General features: G+C 24.7%; 22 protein-coding genes, 4 tRNA genes and 1 pseudogene. 16 read left to right on the forward strand and 11 right to left on the reverse strand.

What is annotated here, in order from left to right:
- Window positions 1-12: 12 nt before the first annotated feature.
- The 4 genes from cyaY (at window position 13) to ACOI1G_RS00955 (ending at window position 2,139) form a co-directional block, all read left to right on the forward strand.
- Window positions 13-369 (forward strand): iron donor protein CyaY, encoded by a 357-nt coding sequence (cyaY, locus tag ACOI1G_RS00940; protein WP_422667460.1) that lies wholly within the window; start codon window positions 13-15, stop codon window positions 367-369.
- 71 nt (window positions 370-440) lie between these two features.
- On the forward strand, window positions 441-1,385 hold the full coding sequence (gene hemC / locus ACOI1G_RS00945; protein WP_422667461.1) for a hydroxymethylbilane synthase: 945 nt from the start codon (window positions 441-443) through the stop codon (window positions 1,383-1,385).
- Window positions 1,382-1,729 carry a uroporphyrinogen-III synthase gene (locus ACOI1G_RS00950; RefSeq protein WP_422667462.1) on the forward strand — a complete coding sequence of 116 codons (348 nt, stop codon included), beginning with the start codon at window positions 1,382-1,384 and terminating at the stop codon, window positions 1,727-1,729. Before hemC ends, ACOI1G_RS00950 begins: the two co-directional genes overlap by 4 nt.
- Window positions 1,730-1,731: 2 nt before the next feature.
- Window positions 1,732-2,139, forward strand: coding sequence for a uroporphyrinogen-III synthase (locus ACOI1G_RS00955; protein WP_422667580.1), 408 nt, complete (start codon window positions 1,732-1,734; stop codon window positions 2,137-2,139).
- Window positions 2,140-2,144: 5 nt separating this feature from the next.
- On the opposite strand, the gene ACOI1G_RS00960 is transcribed toward ACOI1G_RS00955, so the two are convergent.
- The 9 genes from ACOI1G_RS00960 to ACOI1G_RS01000 all read right to left on the reverse strand — a co-directional run bounded on the left by ACOI1G_RS00960 (window position 2,145) and on the right by ACOI1G_RS01000 (window position 10,064).
- Window positions 2,145-2,221, reverse strand: a tRNA-Pro gene (locus tag ACOI1G_RS00960).
- Between the two features lie 7 nt (window positions 2,222-2,228).
- A tRNA-His gene (locus ACOI1G_RS00965) sits at window positions 2,229-2,301 on the reverse strand.
- Window positions 2,302-2,334: 33 nt separating this feature from the next.
- A tRNA-Arg gene (locus ACOI1G_RS00970) sits at window positions 2,335-2,408 on the reverse strand.
- A 103-nt stretch (window positions 2,409-2,511) separates the two neighbouring features.
- On the reverse strand, window positions 2,512-3,771 hold the full coding sequence (gene rho, locus ACOI1G_RS00975) for a transcription termination factor Rho (RefSeq protein ID WP_422667463.1): 1,260 nt from the start codon (window positions 3,769-3,771) through the stop codon (window positions 2,512-2,514).
- Window positions 3,772-3,887: 116 nt separating this feature from the next.
- Window positions 3,888-4,214 carry a thioredoxin TrxA gene (trxA, locus tag ACOI1G_RS00980; RefSeq protein ID WP_422667464.1) on the reverse strand — a complete coding sequence of 109 codons (327 nt, stop codon included), beginning with the start codon at window positions 4,212-4,214 and terminating at the stop codon, window positions 3,888-3,890.
- Between the two features lie 130 nt (window positions 4,215-4,344).
- The gene (locus ACOI1G_RS00985; protein WP_422667465.1) at window positions 4,345-6,369 is read right to left on the reverse strand and encodes a UvrD-helicase domain-containing protein; all 2,025 of its coding nucleotides are present in this window, start codon (window positions 6,367-6,369) and stop codon (window positions 4,345-4,347) included.
- A gap of 51 nt (window positions 6,370-6,420) precedes the next feature.
- Complete coding sequence (gene ilvC, locus ACOI1G_RS00990; protein ID WP_422667466.1) at window positions 6,421-7,890, reverse strand: ketol-acid reductoisomerase; 1,470 nt, start codon at window positions 7,888-7,890, stop codon at window positions 6,421-6,423.
- Between the two features lie 48 nt (window positions 7,891-7,938).
- Entirely contained in the window at window positions 7,939-9,792 is a 1,854-nt protein-coding gene (gene ilvD, locus ACOI1G_RS00995; RefSeq protein WP_422667467.1) for a dihydroxy-acid dehydratase, read from the reverse strand.
- 199 nt (window positions 9,793-9,991) lie between these two features.
- Window positions 9,992-10,064: transfer RNA gene (locus ACOI1G_RS01000), tRNA-Trp, on the reverse strand.
- Window positions 10,065-10,240: 176 nt separating this feature from the next.
- On the opposite strand from ACOI1G_RS01000, the gene ACOI1G_RS01005 reads away from it, so the two are divergent.
- The 5 genes and pseudogenes from ACOI1G_RS01005 to fdx all read left to right on the forward strand — a co-directional run bounded on the left by ACOI1G_RS01005 (window position 10,241) and on the right by fdx (window position 14,503).
- Window positions 10,241-11,455, forward strand: a complete 1,215-nt coding sequence (locus tag ACOI1G_RS01005) for an IscS subfamily cysteine desulfurase (RefSeq protein ID WP_422667468.1) — start codon at window positions 10,241-10,243, stop codon at window positions 11,453-11,455.
- A 44-nt stretch (window positions 11,456-11,499) separates the two neighbouring features.
- A complete protein-coding gene (gene iscU / locus ACOI1G_RS01010; protein WP_422667469.1) occupies window positions 11,500-11,880 on the forward strand; it encodes a Fe-S cluster assembly scaffold IscU in 381 nt (126 codons plus the stop codon).
- A 101-nt stretch (window positions 11,881-11,981) separates the two neighbouring features.
- Window positions 11,982-12,476 carry a Fe-S protein assembly co-chaperone HscB gene (gene hscB, locus ACOI1G_RS01015; RefSeq protein WP_422667470.1) on the forward strand — a complete coding sequence of 165 codons (495 nt, stop codon included), beginning with the start codon at window positions 11,982-11,984 and terminating at the stop codon, window positions 12,474-12,476.
- Window positions 12,477-12,486: 10 nt separating this feature from the next.
- Window positions 12,487-14,007: pseudogene (gene hscA, locus ACOI1G_RS01020) on the forward strand (Fe-S protein assembly chaperone HscA); the annotation flags it as partial.
- Window positions 14,008-14,176: 169 nt separating this feature from the next.
- Window positions 14,177-14,503, forward strand: coding sequence for an ISC system 2Fe-2S type ferredoxin (fdx, locus tag ACOI1G_RS01025; RefSeq protein WP_422667472.1), 327 nt, complete (start codon window positions 14,177-14,179; stop codon window positions 14,501-14,503).
- A 7-nt stretch (window positions 14,504-14,510) separates the two neighbouring features.
- Here fdx and der read toward each other — a convergent pair whose 3' ends face one another.
- Window positions 14,511-15,884, reverse strand: coding sequence for a ribosome biogenesis GTPase Der (gene der / locus ACOI1G_RS01030; protein WP_422667473.1), 1,374 nt, complete (start codon window positions 15,882-15,884; stop codon window positions 14,511-14,513).
- A gap of 47 nt (window positions 15,885-15,931) precedes the next feature.
- Window positions 15,932-16,534: a tetratricopeptide repeat protein gene (locus ACOI1G_RS01035; protein ID WP_422667474.1), complete on the reverse strand. Its 603-nt coding sequence runs from the start codon at window positions 16,532-16,534 to the stop codon at window positions 15,932-15,934.
- A 465-nt stretch (window positions 16,535-16,999) separates the two neighbouring features.
- Between ACOI1G_RS01035 and mnmG the strand changes: the two genes are divergently transcribed.
- The 7 genes from mnmG to atpG all read left to right on the forward strand — a co-directional run bounded on the left by mnmG (window position 17,000) and on the right by atpG (window position 23,682).
- Window positions 17,000-18,889, forward strand: a complete 1,890-nt coding sequence (gene mnmG, locus ACOI1G_RS01040) for a tRNA uridine-5-carboxymethylaminomethyl(34) synthesis enzyme MnmG (RefSeq protein WP_422667475.1) — start codon at window positions 17,000-17,002, stop codon at window positions 18,887-18,889.
- A gap of 175 nt (window positions 18,890-19,064) precedes the next feature.
- A complete protein-coding gene (atpB, locus tag ACOI1G_RS01045) occupies window positions 19,065-19,895 on the forward strand; it encodes a F0F1 ATP synthase subunit A (protein WP_422667477.1) in 831 nt (276 codons plus the stop codon).
- 33 nt (window positions 19,896-19,928) lie between these two features.
- Window positions 19,929-20,168: a F0F1 ATP synthase subunit C gene (gene atpE, locus ACOI1G_RS01050; protein ID WP_422667478.1), complete on the forward strand. Its 240-nt coding sequence runs from the start codon at window positions 19,929-19,931 to the stop codon at window positions 20,166-20,168.
- A gap of 74 nt (window positions 20,169-20,242) precedes the next feature.
- A complete protein-coding gene (locus ACOI1G_RS01055) occupies window positions 20,243-20,728 on the forward strand; it encodes a F0F1 ATP synthase subunit B (RefSeq protein WP_422667479.1) in 486 nt (161 codons plus the stop codon).
- Entirely contained in the window at window positions 20,728-21,261 is a 534-nt protein-coding gene (locus ACOI1G_RS01060) for a F0F1 ATP synthase subunit delta (RefSeq protein ID WP_422667480.1), read from the forward strand. Before ACOI1G_RS01055 ends, ACOI1G_RS01060 begins: the two co-directional genes overlap by 1 nt.
- 14 nt (window positions 21,262-21,275) lie before the next feature.
- Window positions 21,276-22,814 (forward strand): F0F1 ATP synthase subunit alpha, encoded by a 1,539-nt coding sequence (gene atpA / locus ACOI1G_RS01065; RefSeq protein ID WP_422667481.1) that lies wholly within the window; start codon window positions 21,276-21,278, stop codon window positions 22,812-22,814.
- Entirely contained in the window at window positions 22,804-23,682 is an 879-nt protein-coding gene (gene atpG, locus ACOI1G_RS01070) for a F0F1 ATP synthase subunit gamma (protein WP_422667482.1), read from the forward strand. Before atpA ends, atpG begins: the two co-directional genes overlap by 11 nt.
- Window positions 23,683-23,698: the final 16 nt, after the last annotated feature.

Below are 23,698 nucleotides of genomic sequence, written 5' to 3' on the forward strand. Positions count from 1 at the left end.
TAAGGTATCATAATGAAAGATCAAAATAATAATATAATCAATAATAGTCAGTTTTATCAATTAGTAGATGATCTATTTTTAAAGATAGAAGATACTTTAGATATATATAGTAATAAAATTGACATTGATTATGAAATACAAAATTATGTATTTACAATAGAATTTAATAATAAAAGTATTATTATTATCAATAAACAAGAATTTTTTCAACAAATTTGGTTAGCAACATCAATTAATGGATATCACTTTAATCACAAAGATAATATATGGATTTGTACTCGTAGTTATCAAGATTTTTGGAAAATATTTAGTAATGCATGTTCTATTCAATCCAATACCAATTTAAATTTTATTTCACATTATTCTTGAATAGATTAAAAAAATTTTTTATATATTAAGAATATAATAAAAATTACTTTAATATTAATATAAATTATCACATGATAAATACAATACTAAGAATTGCTACTAGAAAAAGCCCATTAGCTTTACAACAAACAAAATATGTTCAAAAAAAATTATTATCTTTATATCCAAATTTAAATATTCAATTAGTACCAATTGTTACACATGGAGACAGTATTTTAAACAAATCTTTGTCAAAAGAAGGAGGAAAAGGATTATTTATCAAAGAATTAGAAATTGCTTTATTAGAAAACAAAGCAGATATTGCTATACATTCTATGAAAGATCTACCTGTAACAATAACAAAAGAATTATGCTTAGTCAGTATATGTAAAAGAGGAAATGCACTGGATAGTTTAGTATCAAATCACTATAAATCTATTAATCATTTACCCAAAGGCGCCATAATTGGAACATCTAGCTTAAGAAGACAATGTCAATTAATTACTTATCGACCTGACTTAATTATTGTGCCAATCAGAGGAAATGTTGAAACTAGAATTGCAAAGTTAGATCAAGGAAAATATGATGCAATTATTCTTGCTACTGAAGGATTAAATAGATTAGGTTTAAAAAATCGCATTACTCAAATTATACCAGCAGAATTATCATTACCATCATGCGGTCAAGGTGCTATTGGAATTCAATCTCGATTACATGATAAAAAAATATCATTTTTTTTATCTCGTTTAAATCATTCTAATACAGTCATTGAAATTAATGCAGAAAGAGCTTTTTGTAAAAAATTAGAAGCAGGATGTCATATTCCTATTGGAATTTATGCTATTCTTAAAAAAAATAAAATTTGGCTGAGAGGATTAGTCGGATCTCCAAACGGTAAAATAATTTTAAAAGGTGAGAGAATAGGTTTGTATAATACAGGTGAAAAAATGGGTTACTCACTTGCAAATGAATTATTAAGTAATGGAGCTCATAAAATACTTAAAAATCTTTATATTAAAAATCCATATTATCTATGAAAATACTTATTACAAGACCATCTCCTCAAGGGGAAAAATTAGTCAATGCTTTAAATAATATAGGTATTATTGCTTATCATTTTTCTTTATTTAATTTTATTTTTAACAATGATGAAAGAGGATTATCAAAAAATATAAATCAATTGTATCAAGCAGATAAAATTATTATTTTTTCTCAAAAAGCAATATATTATACTCATTTATATTTAAAAAGTAAAAATCTTAATTGGCCATCAAAACCAAAATATTATACTATTGGTAAAAGTACAGGTTTACTTTTACAAAAATATATTAAAAAAAAATTTTTATACCACAAAAACAAGAAAATAGTGAATCTTTATTAAAAATTTTATATGAACAAGATATGAAATATGAAAAAATATTATTATTACAAGGAAAGAATGGAAGAAAACTAATAGAAAAAACATTAAAAAAAAATAATATTAACGTTTTTGTAATTGAATGTTATAAAAGAATTTTTAAAAAATTTAATGTAATTAAAAAAGGAAAAAAATGGAGTACTGATAAAATTAATACTTTATTAATAACAAATTCAGAAACAATGTATGAATTAAATCGTATTTTTTATAATTCTGATTATTATGCATGGTTATTAAAATGTAAAATATTAGTTGTTGAATCAAGATTATCAAAGATAGCAAAAAAAATAGGATGGAAACATATAATTATTGCTAATTATGCAAATAATGAATATTTAATCGAATTTATAAAACAAATAAAATGTAAAATATAGATTTTTGGTCGGCGAAAGAGGATTTGAACCTCTGACCTACTGGTCCCAAACCAGTTGCGCTACCAAGCTGCGCTATTCGCCGAAATTTGGGTGGCTAATGGGATTTGAACCCATGACCACTGGAATCACAATCCAGAGCTCTACCAACTGAGCTATAGCCACCAAAAATATATATTATAAAATATTGAAAAAAATTGCGCTCGACAGGATTTGAACCTGACGCCTCTACCTTCGGAGGGTAGTGCTCTATCCAAATGAGCTACGAGCGCATTAGTATTAAATCCAGTTTAATTTTAAGATTAATAATATTAATTGTCCAGCTTTTTTTCAAATATTTTATATATTATCTCAATATTTAATATATAGAATAATTTAAGAACGTTTCATCATATCAAAAAATTCATTGTTTGTTTTAGTCATAGATAATTTATTAAGTAAAAATTCCATAGCATCAATTTCGCTCATAGGATGAATAATTTTTCTTAAAATCCACATTTTTTGTAATTCATCAGGTAATGTTAATAATTCTTCTTTACGCGTACCAGACCGGTTATAATCAATAGCTGGAAAAACACGTTTTTCTGCTATTTTTCTAGACAAAGGCAATTCCATATTACCAGTTCCTTTAAATTCTTCATAAATTACCTCATCCATTTTCGAACCTGTATCTACTAGGGCAGTTGCAATAATTGTTAAACTACCACCTTCTTCTACATTGCGTGCTGCACCAAAAAATCGTTTAGGTCGATGTAAAGCATTAGCATCTACACCTCCAGTTAAAACTTTTCCTGATGCAGGTACAACTGTATTATAAGCCCTTGCTAAACGTGTAATAGAATCAAGCAAAATAATAACATCTTTTCTATGTTCAACTAATCTTTTTGCTTTTTCAATAACCATTTCTGCTACTTGAACATGTCTTGATGCTGGTTCATCAAAAGTAGATGCTACTACTTCGCCCTTAACTAATCTTTGCATTTCTGTTACTTCTTCAGGTCTTTCATCAATTAGCAATACCATTAACACGCAATCTGGATGATTATAAGCAATACTTTGTGCTATATTTTGTAACAATATAGTCTTTCCAGCTTTTGGTGGTGCTACTATTAAGCCTCTTTGTCCTCTGCCAATTGGTGATGCCAAGTCTAATACTCGAGCAGTTAAATCTTCAGTAGAACCATTACCTCTTTCCATTCTTAATCTAGAATTAGCATGCAATGGTGTTAAATTTTCAAATAAAATTTTACTTCTTGCATTTTCAGGCTTGTCATAATTTACTGCGTTAACTTTTAATAAAGCAAAATATCGCTCTCCTTCTTTAGGAGGTCGGATTTTTCCAGCAATAGTGTCACCAGTTCGTAAATTAAATCTACGGATTTGACTAGGTGAAACATATATATCATCAGGACCAGCTAAATAAGAGCTATCTGCAGAACGCAAAAATCCAAATCCATCTTGTAATATCTCTAAAACACCGTCTCCAAATATATCTTCTCCACTTTTTGCATGTTGTTTTAGGATGGCAAAAATAATATCTTGTTTACGCATACGCGCTAAATTTTCCAACCCCATTTTTTCACCAAGAGTAATTAATTCAGAAACTGGCATATTTTTCAGTGCGGTAAGATTCATAATGGTGGGTTCTTAGTAAAATCGGGGTAAATCTTGAAATAAAAATTGTGACATAATAGATAATTTTTATTTATGTCTATTAATGATAATATATAAAAAATAAAATTAATACAAATTTAATGAATATTTTCATCTAAAAATGTTTTAAGTTCAATTTTAGAGATAGCTCCCACTTTAGTTGCAATAACTGCATTATTAGAAAATAATAATAATGTTGGAATACTTCTGATGGAATAAATTGGAGGAGTATTCGGATTTTTTTCAATATTTAATTTTCCTACTTTAATTTTATTAGAATATTCATTCGCTATTTCTTCTAATATCAAAGAAATCATTTTACATGGATTACACCATTCAGCCCAAAAATCTACTAAAACAAAATTTTTTTCTTGTAATACTTCAATTTCAAAATTTTGATCAGTTAACTCAATTATTTTATTCATTTTATTTGTTTGCTCATAAAGTATAAATTTTTAATTTAAAAGAATATGTATTATTTAAATATTATATAATAATAATATCATTTTTAAGAATTGATTTAAACTAAAATTACAGAATTTTATTTTGATTAAATTAACTATTTTTTTTAAAATTATACAACAATTTTTTGAAATTATTTATTCTATATTTTTTATTATCCAAAAAATTATAATTTTTACTTAATATCATATTATTTTCTAGATATAAATCTTCTTGAGGCAGTTCAAATAAAAAACGACTTGGTTCAGAATTCAATATTTTACCATATTCAATACGTTTACGACATAAAGAAAAAAATAAATTTTTTTTCGCCCTAGTTATACCAACATATGTTAAACGGCGTTCTTCTTGAATATTATTATCATTAATACTTCTATAATTTGGAAGAATACCTTCGATCATGCCAATAATAAAAACTGATAAAAATTCTAGTCCTTTCGAAGCATGTAAAGTCATTAATTGCACTTTGTTATCTAAATTCTTTTCTTTATTGTTTTCCGTTATATCACGTAGTGTCATTTTTGTAATAATTTGTGATAATGTCATAGGTGGTTCTAAATCATTACCAGATAAAAGACCGGAAATCCAGTTTGATAGAATAGATATATTTTTTATACTTTTATTTAATTTATCTGATTCTTTTATAGTTTTTGATAACCATAATTTATATTGAATCTCATCTATAATTGTATCAATTGCTATGATAGGTTGTAAAAAACAGATTGTTGTTATTTTTTCTATCCAAATAACAAAAATATTTATTTTTTTTATTGTATTTTTTGTAAATAAAGAATATTTTTTTATTTCTTTACTAATTAAAAATAAACTTTTTTTTTCTTGATATGCAATATTTTTTAATTTATTTAAAGTTATAAGACCAATTTGACGAGAAGGAATATTAATTATTCTCATAAATGCATAGTCGTCATGTGGATTGATAATTATTCGTAAATATGCAATTAAATCTTTAATTTCAGGACGTAAAAAAAAAGATGTATTACCAGAAATATGATAAGGAATATTTTTTTTAATAAAAACTTTTTCAAGAATTATTGATTGGTAATTACTACGATATAAGACTGCATAATCATTATAATCTATTTGGTCTATCTTTTTTGTGTAAATAATTTTATCTGCTATTTTTTCTGCTTCCTTTTCTTCATTATCACCAATAATAACAGTAATACGATTACCATAATCTAATTTAGAAAATAATTTTTTTTGAAAATTATTAATATTATTAGAAATCAAACTATTTGCAACTTTTAATATTCTTCCAGAAGAACGATAATTTTGTTCCATTTTTATAATTTTCAGATTAGGATAATCTTTTTTTAATGATAATATATTATCTAATTTTGCACCGCGCCAAGAGTAAATTGATTGATCATCATCTCCTACTAAAGTAAAATGAGAATTATTATTAGTTAGATTTTTTAATAAAGCATATTGACTATTATTAGTATCTTGATATTCATCTACCAATAAATAAGCAATTTTATCCCTCCAATAAGTTCTTATTTTTTTATTATTTTTTAATAATAAAACAGGTATACAAATTAAATCATCAAAATCTAATACATTAGATATTCGCAAATAAGAATCATATTTTTTATAAATCCAAGAAAAATTTTTTTCTATTGTAGATTGAGCTAATAATTCAACTTTTTGAGGTGTCCAAAATTTATTTTTCCAATAAGAAATCATGAACATAACTTTTTTTAAAAATTTTTTATTAAATTCTAATTTTTCATTAATAATTGTTTTTAATAATACTATTTGATCTTTTTCATCTAATAAAGAAAAATTTTCATTAAAATTACATGATTTAATTTCTTTTTTAATAATTTCTAAACCCAATGCATGAAAAGTTGAAATAATCATACTTTTTATTTGTAGTAAATCTAAATATTGTGCAAGACGAGTTTTAATTTCATGAGCAGCTTTATTTGTAAAAGTAACAGCAATAATACTATCAGGTTTATATTGACAATTATGTATTAAATGAATGATTTTATTAATAATAACTTTAGTTTTTCCAGAACCAGCCCCTGCTAATATGAAACAGGGACCATCTATAAAATGAATGGCATTTTTTTGAATTAAATTAAGTGACATAATCAGTAATATCAAATGAATAAAATATTTTTAAGAAAAAATAACAATTTATTAAGAAATAACAATTTTTTTCATATTTTTCATATATTTTCTTAACTTTCGACCAATAATTTCAATAGGATGATTGCGAATACACTCATTAATATTATATAACTCAGAATTATCAATAGATTTATTTCTTAGTGAAGAACCAAGATCATTATTAGGAAGTTTCATAACCATTTCTTTTAAAAGTGGATAAGCTGTATTTGAAAATAAATAACTTCCATATTCAGCTGTATCAGAAATAACTACATTCATTTCATATAATTTTTTCCGAGCAATGGTATTAGCAATTAAAGGTAATTCATGTAATGATTCATAATAAGCTGATTCTGCAATAATACCAGAATTAATCATTGTTTCAAAAGATAGTTCAATTCCTGCTTTTAATATAGCAATCATTAATATACCATGATCATAATATTCTTGTTCTTTTATATTATATGTAGAAATTGGAGCTTTTTCAAAAGATGTATTTTTTATTTGCATACGCCAAAATAATAACTTTTTATCTTCTTGTTTCCAATCCTCCATCATATCTATAGAAAATTTTCCAGAAATAATATTATTCATATGTTTTTCAAATAGAGGTAAGAATATTTTTTTAATTTTTTGAGACAATATAAATGCTCTTATTTTTGCTGTATTTGATAATCTATCCATCATTAAAGTAATACCACCATGTTTTAGGGATTCAGTAAGTGTTTCCCATCCATATTGTATTAATTTTCCTGCATAAGAGGCATCATATTGATCATGAATTAATTTTTCATAACAGACTAATGAAGCAGTTTGTAACATTCCACATAAAATTGTTTGTTCACCCATTAAATCAGATTTTACTTCAGCAATAAAAGAAGATTCTAATACACCAGCTCGATGCCCTCCAATAGAAAAAGCCCATGCTTTTGCAATATCTAAACCTATTTTTTGTAAATTATTTTCATTATGTACTGCAATTAATGTAGGAACACCAAAACCTCTTTTATATTCTTCTCTAACTTCTGTACCTGGACATTTTGGTGCAACCATGATAACTGTAATATCTTTACGTATTATTTCACCACATTCAACAATATTAAAACCATGTGAATATCCTAAAAAAGCATTTTTTTTCATTAATTGTTGTAATTCTTTTACTACATTACTATGCTGTTTATCTGGTGTTAAATTAATGACTAAATCAGCATCAGGTATTAATTTTTCATAAGTATCTACCTGAAAATGGTTTTGAATAGCATTCATCCAAGATTGATTTTTTTTTAAAATACTATCTTTTCTTAATGCAAAAGAAACATTTAATCCAGAATCGCGCATATTCAATCCTTGATTTAAACCTTGTGATCCACAGCCTATGATAACAATTTTTTTTTCTTTTAAGATATTATTTTTATTTTTAAATTCTTTTTTTTTCATAAAACGACATTGTTTTATTTGATTAATTTGTTGACTAAAAGTTAATTGATTAAAATAATTCATATAATTACCTTTAATATATTTAATAAATGTCATAAAAAATAAAATATTTTAAATAGAAAATAATTTATTTTTATCCCTTACAGCTCCTTGATCTGCACTAGTAGCAAAAAAAGAATATGTTTTTAATGCAGCAGAAATATTTCTTTTACGATGAAGGGGAGTATAAGATTTTTGACCTTTTGATTGTTCATTATTTATTCGGATATTTAATTCTTTTTCTGTAATATTTAAATGAATTTTTCTTTGTGGAATATTAATATCAATAATATCGTTATTTTGTACTAAAGCAATAATACCTTGATTTGCAGCTTCTGGAGAAATATGTCCAATTGATAATCCAGATGTACCACCAGAAAATCTACCATCAGTAATTAATGCACATGTTTTATCTAAATTCATTGATTTTAAATATGTAGTTGGATATAACATTTCTTGCATTCCTGGGCCACCTTTTGGACCTTCATAGCGAATAACAATAACATCTCCTGATGTGATTTGATTATTTAAAATAGCATAAACCGCTTCTTCCTGGCTTTCATATACCTTAGCTGGACCTGAAAAAATATAATTTTTTTTATCAACACTAGCAGTTTTTATTATACAACCGTTTTTCGCTAAATTACCATATAAAACAGCTAGTCCACCGTCTTTTGTATAGGCATAATTACATGATCTAATACAACCTTTTTTACGATCAGAATCTAATTTTTTCCATCTATAATTTTGAGAATATGGTTTAACTGTACGATACCCTCCCGGTCCTGCACAAAACATTTTAAGTATATTAGAATCTTGAGTTGAAATAATATCATATTTATTTAATGTTTCTTCTAAAGATAATCCTAATATATTTTTTGTATTTTTATGTAGTAAATTAGATCTATTTAATTCACCCATAATACCCATAACCCCACCAGCACGATGTACATCTTCAACATGATATAAAGATGTACTTGGTGCTACTTTACAAATATGTGGTATTATTTTAGATAATCTATTTATATCTAACATACTAAAATTAACATTTGCTTCTTGTGCTGCAGCTAATAAATGTAAAATTGTATTAGTAGATCCTCCCATAGCAATATCTAATATCATCGCATTTTCAAAAGATTCTTTATTAGCAATATTTCGCGGCAAATAATTAATATTATTATTTTTATAATAATATTCAGTAATATCTACTATTTTTTTTGCAGCATCTAAAAATAGTTTTTTACGATCAATATGAGTAGCTAATAATGTTCCATTACCCGGTAAAGATAAACCAATAGCCTCAGTAAGACAATTCATAGAATTCGCTGTAAACATTCCAGAACAAGATCCACATGTTGGGCATGCTAAATGTTCAATTTCATTAATAACATTTTGAGACTGATGCGGATTTGCACTATTTATAATGGCATCTACTAAATCAATTTTTATTATTTTATTATTTTTTTTAATTTTTCCAGCTTCCATTGGTCCTCCTGAAACAAATACAGAAGGAATATTTAAACGCAATGATGCCATTAACATACCCGGTGTAATTTTATCACAATTAGAAATACAAATCATAGCATCTACACAATGTGCATTAATAACATATTCAATAGAATCAGCAATTAATTCTCTCGATGGTAAAGAATATAACATACCTTCATGACCCATTGCGATACCATCATCTATAGCTATAGTATTAAATTCTTTAGCAACACCGCCTAATAAATTTATTTCTTTAGAAATTAATTGTCCAACAGATTGTAAATGAATATGACCTGGAACAAATTGAGAAAATGAATTTACTACAGCAATAATAGGTTTTTTAAAATCTTCATCATTCATACCAGTAGCTCGCCATAAAGCTCTTGCTCCTGCCATATTTTTACCATGAGTAGTTTTTAAAGAACGATATTTTGGCATAATTTAGATTCCTAAAAATTTATTTTGTTAATTAAAATATAATATAAAATGAATTTTTTTAGTATTGTTGTTATTTGTTTTGAGATAATATAAAAAAATATAGAAATGGTACTTTTATATAAAAAATAATAATATTTTTAAAAAAGTATTTTTATGATGAGAAAGGTATTAAAAATAGAATATTATTTAACATATTTTTCAGGGGTGGAAGGATTTGAACCTACAACTTTCGGTTTTGGAGACCGATGCTCTGCCAATTGAACTACACCCCTATTTGTTAATATATAAAAACTATAATTTGAATTATATTCTTAATATTTAAAAAAGTCTACTATATATTTTATATTGATTTTAACATAATAAAAGCATTAAAAAATTTTTATTTATTTGATATAAAGTCTACTTTATTATTCTTTAATTTTAATATGTATGTGAGGTATATATTTTTATGAAAACTCCAATTTATTTAGATTATGCAGCAACTACACCAGTAGAATTGTCTGTTGCACAAAAAATGATGAATTACTTAACAATAGACGGAATTTTTGGAAATTCTGCTTCTCGTTCTCATAAATTTGGTTGGGATGCAGAAGAAAGTATTGATATTGCACGAAATCAAATATCTGAATTAATAAATGCAGATTCACGGGAAATTATTTTTACTTCAGGAGCAACTGAAGCAAATAATTTAGCTATTAAAGGAATTTCTTATTTTTATAAGAAAAAAGGTAATCATATTATTACTAGTAAAACAGAACATAAATCTGTTTTAGATACATGTAGATATTTAGAAAGTGAAGGTTTTTCTGTTACTTATTTAAAACCAAATAATAATGGTATTATTGATTTAAATGATTTAAAAAAAAATATACAAAAGAATACTATATTAGTTTCTATAATGCATGTAAATAATGAAACGGGAATTATACAAGATATTCATAATATATCGAAAATATGTCGGTCAAATGGTATTTTTTTTCATGTCGATGCAACTCAAAGTGTAGGAAAAATAAACTTTAATTTAAAAAATTCATATATAGATTTAATGTCTTTTTCAGCTCATAAAATTTATGGACCTAAGGGTATAGGTGTTTTATATGTTAGTAGGAAACCAAGAGTTCGTTTATTATCTTTATTACATGGAGGAGGTCATGAAAGAGGAATGCGTTCTGGAACATTACCAATTCATCAGATTGTAGGTATGGGTGAAGCATGTATGTTAGCCCAGAAAAAAATTGAAAATGATTTTCAACATACGATAACATTAAGGAATGAATTATGGAATGGTATAAAAAATATTGAAGAAGTATATTTAAATAGCGATCTTAAACAAGGAGCACCACATATTTTAAATGTAAGTTTTAACTATGTTGAAGGCGAATCACTTATTATGGCATTAAAAGATTTAGCTATTTCTTCTGGATCTGCTTGTACCTCTTCTAGTTTAGAACCATCTTATGTATTAAAAGCATTAGGTATAAAAGATGAACTAGCTCATAGTTCTATTCGTTTTTCTCTTGGACGGTTTACCACAAAAAAAGAAATTCAATATACTATCCAGTTAATACATAAATCAATTGATCGACTTCGTGAATTATCACCATTATGGGAAATGTTTAAATCAGGAGTTGATTTAAATAGTATAGAATGGGATCATAATTAAAATTTATATTTTATAAATACACAATAAAAATTAAGGTATTTAAAATGGCTTATAGTAAAAAAGTAATGGATCATTATGAAAATCCTCGTAATGTAGGATCTTTTTCTAGTTCTGATACTAATGTTGGAAGCGGGCTAGTTGGTGCACCTGCTTGTGGTGATGTAATGAAATTACAAATTAAAGTCAATGAAAAAGGAATTATTGAAGATGCATGTTTTAAAACATATGGTTGTGGTTCAGCAATTGCATCTAGTTCATTAGTTACTGAATGGATAAAAGGAAAGTCTATTCAAGAAGCAGAATCTATTAAAAATACTTCTATAGTAGAAGAATTAGAATTACCACCAGTTAAAATTCACTGTTCAATTTTAGCAGAAGATGCTATTAAAGCAGCTATTTTTGACTATAAAAATAAAAAAATATAAGTTAATTTTATTTTTTATCATTAAATTAGATGTTGAAAAATATTATTTTGTTTCAACGTCTAATTCATTTTACTTATTATTTAAAATATACCAAGGTTTATATGGATTATTTTACACTATTTAATTTACCAAAAAAAATTAAAATTAATAAAAAATTACTTTCAGAAAATTTTTATAAATTACAATTAACTTATCATCCTGATTTATTTATTAATGCATCCTCATTACAAAAAAAAAATATTTTACAAAAATCTATTGCAATTAATAAAGGTTATAAAACATTAAAAAATTTTCTTGATCGAGCAATGTATTTACTATTATTAAATAACATTAATATTAATAAAAAAAAAATATTATCTAATGATAATATATTTTTATCAAAATATTTTTCTTTATATGAAGAATTAGATTATGTACAAAAAAATAAAAATGATCAAATAGCATTTAGTAAACTAGAAGAAAAAATAAAAAATATAATTAAAAAATATAAATATTCTATTGTAATAGAATTAGATGAGAAAAATTGGACAAATGCAGAAAAAATTATATTAGAATTATTATTTTTTTTAAAAATAGAAAAAAATTTAAAAAAATAAGGATTTTTTAATGATTGTTTTAAGAAAAAGAAATAGTAAAAGATTAACACTCGGTATTGATTTAGGAACTACTTATTCTTTAGTATCTACAGTAGATAAAAAAGCTATTGTATTGCCATTAAATAAAAATAAAAATTTTTTGCTACCATCTATAGTGCATTATCAAAAAAATAATATATTAGTTGGCTGGGATGCATATAAAAAAACCATTAAAGATCCTATAAATACTATTAGTTCTGTAAAAAGATTAATAGGTCGATCTATAGATTTTGTTAAAAATAACTTTTCTTCATTACCATATATAATAAAAGAAAATAAAGATGGAGGAATCGAGTTTCATACTCATTTTGGTACTGTAACACCTATTGATGTTTCTAGTGAAATATTGAAATTTTTAAAAAAACAAGTATATTCTTTGTTTTTTCAAAAAATTGATGCAACTATTATTACTGTTCCTGCTTATTTTAATAACGATCAGAGAATTGCAACTAAAAAATCCGCTTCTTTAGCAAAAATTAATTTAATGAGATTGTTAAATGAGCCAACAGCAGCTGCTATTGCATATGGTTTAGAAAGTAATAAAAAAGGTATTATTGCAGTTTATGATCTTGGTGGTGGTACATTTGATATTTCTATACTAAAATTAAAAAAAGGTATATTTGAAGTCTTAGCAACTGGAGGAGATTCTAATTTAGGAGGTGATGATTTTGATTGTGCTTTAGCACAATACATTTATAAAAAATCTCAAGTAAAAAATGAATATAATATTTTTTCTCAATCTATATTATTAGATATTGCTAAAAAAACGAAATTACAATTAACAAAATATAATATAGTACCAGTTCAGTTTTGTAATTGGAAAGGCTATATTAGCCGTGATGAATTTGATAAAATTATCACATATTTCATAAAAAAAACTTTATTTATCTGTTCAAATATATTACAAGATATTGATTTAAAAATCGAATCCATTCAAGAAGTAATTATGGTAGGAGGATCTACTCGTATTCCTTTAGTATATAAAGAAGTTTTACATTTTTTTAAAAAAATTCCATTAAATTCTATAAATCCTGATCAAGTAGTAGCTCTAGGTGCAGCAATGCAAATTAATATGTTAATGAAAAATAATAATATTAATAAAACAATATTATTAGATGTTGTTCCTATTTCTCTTGGAATTGAAGTAATGGGTGGTTTTGTAGAAAAAATTATTTATCGTAATACAGCTATTCCAATTTCTAAAACCAAAGAATTTACAACATTTCAAGATGGACAAACTAGTATTTTAATTCATATTTTGCAAGGAGAAAAAGAACTTGTAAAAGATTGTGTTTCTTTATCTCGTTTTATTTTAAAAAATCTTCCATCTAAAAAAGCTGGGATAATTAGAATTTTAGTAACATTTGAAATTGACGCTGAAGGTTTGATTAATATTACGGCATTAGAAAAATTGAGTGGTATAGAAAAAAAAGTCAATATTGATCAAAAAATGACATTATTAAAATACAATACTACAAAAATAATAAAAGAATAATAAAAATATCTTAAAAAATTATTTTTGTAGAATTTTAAAAAATATATTAAGTATCAAATTAAATTTTTATGAATCAACTAAGAATAGTGAAAAACAGTTTTTATCATGTATTTTTCAATGGTTTAAAATCATATTTATAAACAATTTTAATGTGAGAACACATACAATGCCAATAATTACATTTTTACCGCATAAATTTATTTTACCAGAAGGTGGTATATTTAAAGCCAATACAGGAGAAAGCATCTTAAATATTGCACTTCGTTATAATATTCAAATAGAACATGCATGTGAAAAAGCATGCGCTTGTAGTACATGTCATTGTATTATTAGAAAAGGTTTTTTAACATTATCTGAAAAATCTGAAAAAGAAGAAGATATTTTAGATAAAGCTTGGGGTCTCGAATCTGAAAGTCGTTTAAGCTGTCAAGCAATAATCAGTAATTCAGATATTGAAGTAGAAATACCTTTATACAATGTTCATTGTACTTAAAAAAAGATTAATATTTTTTTTTCTGAGCAATATATGGATTAAAATTATCTTTGAATTGTATTGTAATAGGAGTTCCTTTAATCTGAAGAATATCATAATAAAAATTAATCAAATATTTTTTATAAGAAGCAGGTAAAAATTTTACTTGATTACCATGTATAATAATATTAGGTGGTGTAGAACTTCCTAAATGCGCATATTTTAGCTTTATTCGACGTCCTTTTATCATGGGAGGTTCATGTTTTTGAATAGCTTGATACATGATTTTTGTTAGTATTGAAGTATTTATTTTTTTTTTTGAAAATTGATGTGCTTCATCAACGGATTTAAATAATGTAAATATTTTTACTGGATATAGTGCTGATATAAAATGTATTCTAGCAAAAAAAAGAAAATTTAACTTTTTTTTTATCGTATTTTTTAGTGTTTTTTTTTCTAAAACATTAAGTAAATCCCATTTATTTATTATGATTACTATTGCTTTTCCAGCATTAATAATAAAATTAGCTAAAAATAAATCTTGACTTGAAATAGAAATATGTGCATCAATTATTAAAAAAGCAACATTGGTTTTTTCTATTGTTTGCAATGTTTTAATTATTGAAAATTTTTCAATATTATTATTTATTTTTTTATTTTTTGAAATTCCTGCAGTATCAATGCAAGTATAATTTTTATTATTATATTTCATAGAAATAAAAATATTATCAAGAGTTGTTCCAGGTTCGTTAGAAGTAAGCATTCTATCATTTTTTAAAAAAGCATTAATTAAAGTAGATTTACCAACATTTGGTCGTCCTATAAACGCAATTTTTACTGTATCATTTTCCACGTCATTAATATTTGTTAAATAATCATTTTTTTTTTCATGAGATAAATGATATACATTAAATAATGGAAGTAAATATTCATTAATTAAAGTATGAATACCTTTTTTATGACTAGCAGAAATAACGTGATTATATTTAAACCCTAAATTATAAAATTCATTGATGATTAACGTATTTTCTATTCCATCGATTTTATTAATAATAAGTATAATTTTTTTGTTATAAAATCGTATTTTTTCAGCTATATCATATTCCTGAGGTACAATGCCTTCACGTGCATTAACAACAAATAATATGATATCAGATTCTTCTATAGCCATAAGTGTTTTTTGAATGGCTATATCAGTTATATTTTTTAAACTAATATCTAATCCTGCCGTATCTACTAAAATAATTTTTTTATTTTTTTCTAAATGACAAATACCATATTGTCTATCTCTTGTTAGTCCCTCATAATTTGCTACCAAAGCATTTCTGCTTTTTGTTAATATATTAAATATACTTGATTTTCCAACATTAGTACGGCCAATTAAAGTAATAATAGGTAACATTTTAAATTATAGTCCTTTTTCAAACATGATTTATAAAAAATTTTTTATTATGCATTATTTATTTTAATTTGAATTATTTTTTTAATTATATTAGATTCTTCTATTTCTTGACTATTTTCCCATTCTTGTTTTGCTTTCTTATTATTATGTAATTGTTTAAAAATATCGCCTTTATAATTTTTAATAATATTATCCCAACTATGATCTTTTATCTTATTAAGTATATTTATTGCATGTTGATAATCATGTTGTTCTATTTTTATAGTAGCAATCTTTAATAATAAAAGATTTTTTAAATTTTCTTCTTGTGCATATTTTAAACTATTATCCAATGTTGTTATTGCTTTTTTTAATTGATTATTTAAAACATATTGCTTTGCTAAAAAAAAGGAAATAAAGATACCGTTAATATTTTTATTCTGTTTAATAAAATCTTCTGCTTGAATTAATGTTAATGGTTTTTTTATATCAATTGTTTTAATAATTTTTTCATATTTAATAGAAGGTAATTGATATTTTATATTGTTTAAGGAATATATATTCAAAGTTTTTTTAAGAAATAAAAAAATTACTAAACAAAAAATTAAAAAAAGTATTACATAAATATTTTTTTTTGAAAAAAAAATATTTTTTTTAAATAAATGAGACATTTTATTACCTTTTTAAATGTGTTTATATTATTAAATTTATAATTTTCAATATGCATATAAATATTTTTAAATAGATATTTTTTTTTAAAAATCATGATATTTTTTTCTAAAATTCAAAAAAAATATATTTTTTAAAGAAAAACGTATTTTTTTTTTGAATTTTAGAAAAATAATAACATATAAAAAAAGTTATCCATATACAAATCACATATTATGCACAGGTAATTAACCTCATAAATTCTTTAATTATCAATGACAAAGATGACTTATCCACAGGTTTAGTATTTACTAATAATAATAAATACTATTATATTTATTTTTTTTTTAAATAAAATAAAAAAAACAATCTCTACAAACAAAAAAAGATTTTTTTTAAAATTATCTATAATATTTAACATATTTTATCTTGAATTAAATAGTAATACTATATAGAATAATTTTCGGATATTATGAAAGGTTCATAAAATGTCAAATTTAAAAAATTTTGATGTAATTATTATTGGTGGAGGTCATGCTGGAACTGAAGCTGCTATGGCATCAGCACGAATGGGTTGTCAGACCTTATTATTAACACAAAAAATTTCTGGTTTAGGTGTATTGTCTTGTAATCCAGCAATTGGAGGTATTGGAAAAAGTCACTTAGTAAAAGAGATTGATGCATTGGGAGGGATAATGGCAAAAGTGATTGACCGTTCAGGTATTCAATTTAGAATATTGAATTCTAAAAAAGGTCCAGCTGTTAGATCTACTAGAGCACAAGCAGATAGATTTTTATATAGATTTCATTTATTAAAAATGTTAAAAAAACAAATAAATTTGATTATTTTAGAACAAGAAGTAAAAGATTTAATTATTAAAAACAATATAATATTAGGAATAGTTACTAAAGAAGAAAACAGTTTTTATGCTAGATCTGTTATATTATCTACTGGTACTTTTTTAGGAGGTAAAATTCATATAGGATTACATAGTTATGCAGCTGGAAGAATAGGAGATAAATCTTCTGTAGCTTTATCTATGCGCTTAAGAAATTTATCGTTGCGTGTCAATCGATTAAAAACTGGAACGCCTCCTCGTATTGATAAAAATAGTATTAATTTTAAGAATTTATTATCGCAACATAGTGATATTCCAACACCAGTTTTTTCTTTTACTGGAAATGTTTCCGAACATCCTAATCAAATTCCTTGTTATTTAACTCATACTAATGAACAAACACATGAAATTATTTTTAATAATTTAGATAAAAGCCCTATGTATACTGGTTTTTTAAAAGGTTTTGGACCTAGATATTGTCCCTCTATTGAAGATAAAATAATACGTTTTAAAAATAAAAATGCACATCAAGTGTTTTTAGAACCTGAAGGTTTATCCAGTAATATTATTTATCCTAATGGAATTTCTACAAGTCTTCCTTTAGATATTCAAAAAAAAATAGTACAATCTATTAAAGGTTTAGAAGAAGCAATCATTTTAACTCCAGGATATGCTGTTGAATATGATTTTTTTGATCCTAAAGATTTAAAGTTAACCTTAGAAAGTAAGTTTGTTGAAGGTTTATTTTTTGCTGGTCAAATTAACGGTACAACTGGTTATGAAGAAGCTGCAGCTCAAGGATTATTAGCAGGCATTAATGCAGCTTTACGTTCACTAGATCAACAACATTGGTTTCCTAGACGTGATCAAGCATATTTAGGAGTATTAATTGATGATCTTTCTACTCAAGGTACTAAAGAACCATATCGTATGTTTACTTCTAGAGCTGAATATAGATTGACTTTACGAGAAGATAATGCAGATTTACGACTAACTGAAATTGGGCGTAACTTAGGTTTAATTAATGATTTAAGATGGAAATGTTATAATAAAAAATTATTTAATATAAATTGTGAAATGAATCGATTAAATACTTTAAAAATACATCCTTTATCTTCTGATGCTGCAATTTTAAATTCTACTTTAAACATTCATTTGACTAAAGAAGTTACTATGAGAGAATTATTAAAACGTCCAGAAATTACATATAAAAAATTAGAATTAATGAAAATATTATATTCTGATATTGTAGATATTACAGTGAAAGAACAAATAGAAAATCAGATCAAATATGAAGGATATATTAAACGACAATTAGAAGAGATTCAACGTCATATAAAAAATGAAAATACTTTTTTATCACCATCTTGTGATTATAATAAAATACAAGGATTGTCTTTTGAAGTAGCTTCAAAATTAAATGATGTAAAACCAATGTCTATTGGTCAGGCATCTCGTATTCCTGGTATAACACCAGCTGCAATATCCATTTTATTAATACATTTAAAAAAAGAATCTTATCAGAAATTTATGTGTTAATATTTTATAATTATTCAAACTATAATATATAATTGAAGGTATATTTTTTATCTAAATAATTGATTAATATAAAATATTTTTCTAAAAAAATGATATAGTTTAATAGATATTTTTTATTATATAATCTTGATTATATAATCTGTGATTAAATTATATAAAAGGCATAAAAAATACTATGGTTCTAAAAAAAATATTTAATCCTCAACAATATATTACTCATCATTTAAATCATTTGCAGATGGATTTGCATACTTTTAAAATTATAAAATCACATAGTTTTTCTTCTCATTATTTTGTTATTAATTTAGATTCAATTATATTTTCTCTTTTTTTGGGGTGTTTTTTTTTAAGTGTATTTTATATAGTATCAAAAAATTTTATTACTGGTGTGCCTGGTAAATTACAGACTGGTGTTGAATTAATATTTGAATTTGTGAATAATAATGTTAAAAATATGTATCAAGGTACTAGTTATTTAATTGCTCCTTTATCATTAACTATTTTTGTGTGGGTTTTTTTAATGAATTTAATGGATTTAATTCCAATAGATTTTTTTCCATTTTTTTTTGAAAAGTTATTTGCATTATCTTCAGTTAAAATTGTACCTTCTGCAGATGTAAATATTGCATTATCGATGTCATTAGGTGTTTTTATTCTTATTTTGTTCTATAGTATTAAGATCAAAGGAATTTTTGGTTTTTTTAAGGAATTAACATTACATCCATTCAATCATCCTGTTTTTTCTGTTTTTAATTTTATTTTGGAGTTTGTTTCTTTATTATCAAAACCTATTTCTTTAGGATTACGACTGTTTGGAAATATGTATGCAGGAGAAATGATTTTTATTTTAATTGCTGCATTACTCCCATGGTGGTCACAATGTTTTTTACATGTACCATGGGCTATTTTTCATATTTTAATTATTTTTCTACAGGCTTTTATTTTTATGGTATTAACAATTGTTTATTTATCAATGGCTTCTCAGTCTCATGAAAATGAATATTAATTATAATTATAATAAAGCATTGGAGATTTTATCATGGATAAAGTAAATATTGATATGTTATATATGGCAGCAGGGATTATGATTGGATTAGCGGCTATTGGAGCTTCTATTGGCATAGGTATTCTAGGTAGTAAATTTTTAGAAGGTGCAGCAAGACAACCTGATTTAATACCTTTATTAAGAACTCAATTTTTTGTTGTAATGGGATTAGTAGATGCTATTCCAATGATTGCTGTTGGTCTTGGTTTGTATATGTTGTTTGCTATTTCTTAGTTTTTAGTAAAATCTTTACGTTTTTTAGATAACGTAAAGATTATTCTTTTTATTAAAATATGAAAGGTATTTTTGTGAATCTTAATGCCACAATTTTTGGACAAGTTATTTCATTTATTTTATTTGTTTGGTTTTGTATGAAATATATATGGCCACCTATTATTTTAGCTATAGAAACACGACAAAAAGAAATTAATGAATCATTACTCTGCGCAAAAAAAGCCCAGGAAGAGTTACAGGTTATTAAAAACCAAATTAGTAAAGAAATTATAGAAGCTAAAGAAAAAGCTGCTATTATTATGAATGAAGCACATAAACAAAAGGTATTAATTATAGAGAATGCTAAAAATATGGCAATAAAAGAATCAAATAAAATTCTTATAAAAACAAAATCTGAAATTCAAATGCAAATTATTGATGCACGTAAAAAATTACATAAAGAAACAGTAGATTTAGGATTGTTAATCGCAGAAAAAATTATTAAACAAAAGATTAAAAATAAAGAGACATTAAATTTAACAGATATGTTAATTTCGTCTTTATCTAAGGTGAAAAATTAATGTTATCATTACAGACTATTGCTAGACCTTATGCTCAAGCAATTTTTCAGTTTGCTATTTCAAAAAATTCCATTAAAAAATGGAAGAATATGTTAATTTTAATGAATCAAATTGCGTGTGATAAAAATATAAAACATTTCTTATCAGGATCAGTATCACCTAAATATTTATCATCTTTTTTTATTTGTATTGGGAAAGAAAAATTTGATCAATATGGAATTAATTTTATTAAATTATTAGCTTTGAATAAACGTTTTAATATATTAAATGAAATATTAAAACAATTTTTGCTACTAGAGCTATCATATGAAAATATTATTTGTGTTCAATTAACTTCATCTTATTCTTTACAGGAATATCAAATTAAACGTATTCATAATATTTTAAAAAAATCTTTATCTGGCAGAATTAGTTTTACATGTAAAATAGATAAAAGTATACTAGATGGTATAATAATAAAAATAGGTAATACAGTATTTGATTTTTCAATTCGTAATCATTTAAAACAGTTATCTTATATTTTGAAGTCTTAAGAGAATAATAATGTATGCAATTAAACTCTACAGAAATAAGTCAATTAATTAAGGAAAGAATTTCCAAATTTGAAGTTTTTAATCAATCGTATAATGAAGGTACTATTGTTTCTGTTATTGATGGTATTATTAGAATTAATGGTTTATCTAATGTAATGTCAGGAGAAATGATTCAATTACCTAATCATGAATATGCCCTTGCATTAAATATTGAAAGAGATATAGTTAGCGCAGTAATAATGGGTCCTTATACTCATATTACAGAAGGAACTGCAGTACAATGTACTGGTAAAATTTTAGAAGTACCAGTAGGTTATGAAATGCTAGGACGTGTTGTGAATGTTTTAGGATTACCTATTGATGGAAAAGGGTCTATTAATAACGATGGATATTTACCAATAGAACAAGATGCACCTGGAGTAATTGAGCGTTATACGATTAATCAACCGATTCAAACAGGTTATAAATCTATTGATACTATGATTCCTATTGGCAGAGGGCAGCGTGAATTAATTATTGGTGACCGTCAAACTGGTAAAACCGCTCTAGCTGTAGACACTATTATTAATCAAAAAAACTTTGGAATTCCATGTATTTATGTTGCAATTGGACAAAAATTTTCTACAATTATTAATGTTGTAAAAAAACTAGAAGAAAATAATGCTATGTCTAATACAGTTGTACTAGTAGCGTCATCTTCAGAAGCAGCTACTTTACAATATTTAGCACCTTATGCTGGTTGTTCTATGGGAGAATATTTTCGTGATAGAGGAAAAGATGCTTTAATTGTTTATGATGATCTTTCAAAACACGCAATAGCATATCGTCAGATTTCTTTATTATTACGTAGACCACCAGGCAGAGAAGCATTTCCAGGTGATATTTTTTATCTTCATTCACGTTTGTTAGAACGATCTTCGCGTGTTACAGTAGATCGAGTAAAACGTTTAACTAAAAATTCTAATATTAATACAACTGGTTCACTAACAGCTTTGCCTATTATTGAGACACAATCAGGAGATGTTTCTGCATTTGTACCTACAAATGTGATTTCTATTACTGATGGTCAAATATTTTTAGAATCAAATTTATTTAATTCTGGTATTCGTCCAGCAGTAAATCCAGGTATTTCTGTATCTCGTGTAGGAAGTATAGCCCAAACTAAGATTATTAAGAGGTTATCTGCAGGTATTCGTACAGCTTTGGCGCAGTATCAAGAACTAGCTGCATTTTCACAATTTTCTTCTGATTTAGATGATATTACGAGAAAACAATTAATATATGGTCAAAAAATTACTGAATTACTAAAACAAAAACAGTATTCACCAATGTCTATTGCTGAACAAAGTCTTTTACTTTTTATAGCAGAAAATCATTTTTTAGATGATATTTCTTTAGATCAAATTATGATTTTTGAAAGTAAAATATTAAATTATTTTAATACTTATCATTCTAATTTAGTACAAGCTATTAATAATTCAGGTGATTTTAATAATGATATAAAAAATAAATTTATTAAATTAATAGAAGATTTTAAAAAAGATGAAGGGTAAAAAAGAAATAAGAAATCAAATTAAAAGTATAACGAATACACAAAAAATTACGAAAGCTATGGAAATGGTAGCAGTTTCCAAAATGAGAAAAACTGAATATAGAATGCGCGCGGGCCGACCATATTCTGATATTATTCAAAATGTAATTAATCATGTTATGGCGGGTAGTTTAGAATATAAACATAGTTATTTAGAGAATAGAGTAGTCAATCGTATTGGTATGATTATAGTATCTACAGATCGAGGTTTATGTGGAAGTTTAAATACTAATCTTTTTAAGAAATCTATTTTAAAAATAGAAGATTGGAAAAAAAATAATGTTCTTTGTGATTTAATATTATTTGGATTAAAAAGTTTTTCTTTCTTTTCATTGTATAATGAAAATATTTTATCAAAAAAAAGTAACATAGGTGATCATCCTATATTATTAGAATTAGTCAGTGATGTAAAAATTATATTAAAAAAATATCAAAATAATGAAATTGATCGCATTTATATTGCTTATAATAAATTTCATAATAAATTATTACAATATCCTACAATTAATCAATTATTACCTTTGGGTAATTCAAAATCAAAAAATTCTGCCATTAAAACAAAAAAATGGGATTATTTATATGAACCAGAATCAAAATTAATTTTAAACTTGTTATTTGAGCGTTATATTGAATCTCAAGTATATCAAAGTATTTTAGAAAATATAGCAAGTGAACAAGCTGCACGTATGGTAGCAATGAAGACTGCAACTGATAATAGTGGTAATGTTATTAAAGATTTGCAATTAATTTATAATAAAGTACGTCAATCTAATATTACTCAGGAACTTACTGAAATTGTTGCAGGAGCTTCAGCAGTATCCGTGAATTAGAAATTTTTAGAGGTTT

This window comes from Buchnera aphidicola (Pterocomma populeum), assembly GCF_049314985.1.
GTDB lineage: Bacteria > Pseudomonadota > Gammaproteobacteria > Enterobacterales > Enterobacteriaceae > Buchnera > Buchnera aphidicola_BQ.

Excerpts from the sequence above, each read along its gene's own strand:
- iscU (WP_422667469.1), top strand. The coding sequence starts at position 11,500 with ATGGCTTATAGTAAAAAAGTAATGGATCATTATGAAAATCCTCGTAAT.
- mnmG (WP_422667475.1), top strand. The coding sequence starts at position 17,000 with ATGTCAAATTTAAAAAATTTTGATGTAATTATTATTGGTGGAGGTCAT.
- ACOI1G_RS01060 (WP_422667480.1), top strand. The coding sequence starts at position 20,728 with ATGTTATCATTACAGACTATTGCTAGACCTTATGCTCAAGCAATTTTT.
- ACOI1G_RS00985 (WP_422667465.1), bottom strand. The coding sequence starts at position 6,369 with ATGTCACTTAATTTAATTCAAAAAAATGCCATTCATTTTATAGATGGT.
- cyaY (WP_422667460.1), top strand. The coding sequence starts at position 13 with ATGAAAGATCAAAATAATAATATAATCAATAATAGTCAGTTTTATCAA.
- ilvC (WP_422667466.1), bottom strand. The coding sequence starts at position 7,890 with ATGAATTATTTTAATCAATTAACTTTTAGTCAACAAATTAATCAAATA.
- atpA (WP_422667481.1), top strand. The coding sequence starts at position 21,276 with ATGCAATTAAACTCTACAGAAATAAGTCAATTAATTAAGGAAAGAATT.
- ACOI1G_RS01035 (WP_422667474.1), bottom strand. The coding sequence starts at position 16,534 with ATGTCTCATTTATTTAAAAAAAATATTTTTTTTTCAAAAAAAAATATT.
- ACOI1G_RS01005 (WP_422667468.1), top strand. The coding sequence starts at position 10,241 with ATGAAAACTCCAATTTATTTAGATTATGCAGCAACTACACCAGTAGAA.
- ilvD (WP_422667467.1), bottom strand. The coding sequence starts at position 9,792 with ATGCCAAAATATCGTTCTTTAAAAACTACTCATGGTAAAAATATGGCA.
- atpG (WP_422667482.1), top strand. The coding sequence starts at position 22,804 with ATGAAGGGTAAAAAAGAAATAAGAAATCAAATTAAAAGTATAACGAAT.
- hemC (WP_422667461.1), top strand. The coding sequence starts at position 441 with ATGATAAATACAATACTAAGAATTGCTACTAGAAAAAGCCCATTAGCT.
- hscB (WP_422667470.1), top strand. The coding sequence starts at position 11,982 with ATGGATTATTTTACACTATTTAATTTACCAAAAAAAATTAAAATTAAT.
- atpB (WP_422667477.1), top strand. The coding sequence starts at position 19,065 with ATGGTTCTAAAAAAAATATTTAATCCTCAACAATATATTACTCATCAT.
- fdx (WP_422667472.1), top strand. The coding sequence starts at position 14,177 with ATGCCAATAATTACATTTTTACCGCATAAATTTATTTTACCAGAAGGT.
- trxA (WP_422667464.1), bottom strand. The coding sequence starts at position 4,214 with ATGAATAAAATAATTGAGTTAACTGATCAAAATTTTGAAATTGAAGTA.
- der (WP_422667473.1), bottom strand. The coding sequence starts at position 15,884 with ATGTTACCTATTATTACTTTAATTGGCCGTACTAATGTTGGAAAATCA.
- rho (WP_422667463.1), bottom strand. The coding sequence starts at position 3,771 with ATGAATCTTACCGCACTGAAAAATATGCCAGTTTCTGAATTAATTACT.
- ACOI1G_RS00950 (WP_422667462.1), top strand. The coding sequence starts at position 1,382 with ATGAAAATACTTATTACAAGACCATCTCCTCAAGGGGAAAAATTAGTC.
- atpE (WP_422667478.1), top strand. The coding sequence starts at position 19,929 with ATGGATAAAGTAAATATTGATATGTTATATATGGCAGCAGGGATTATG.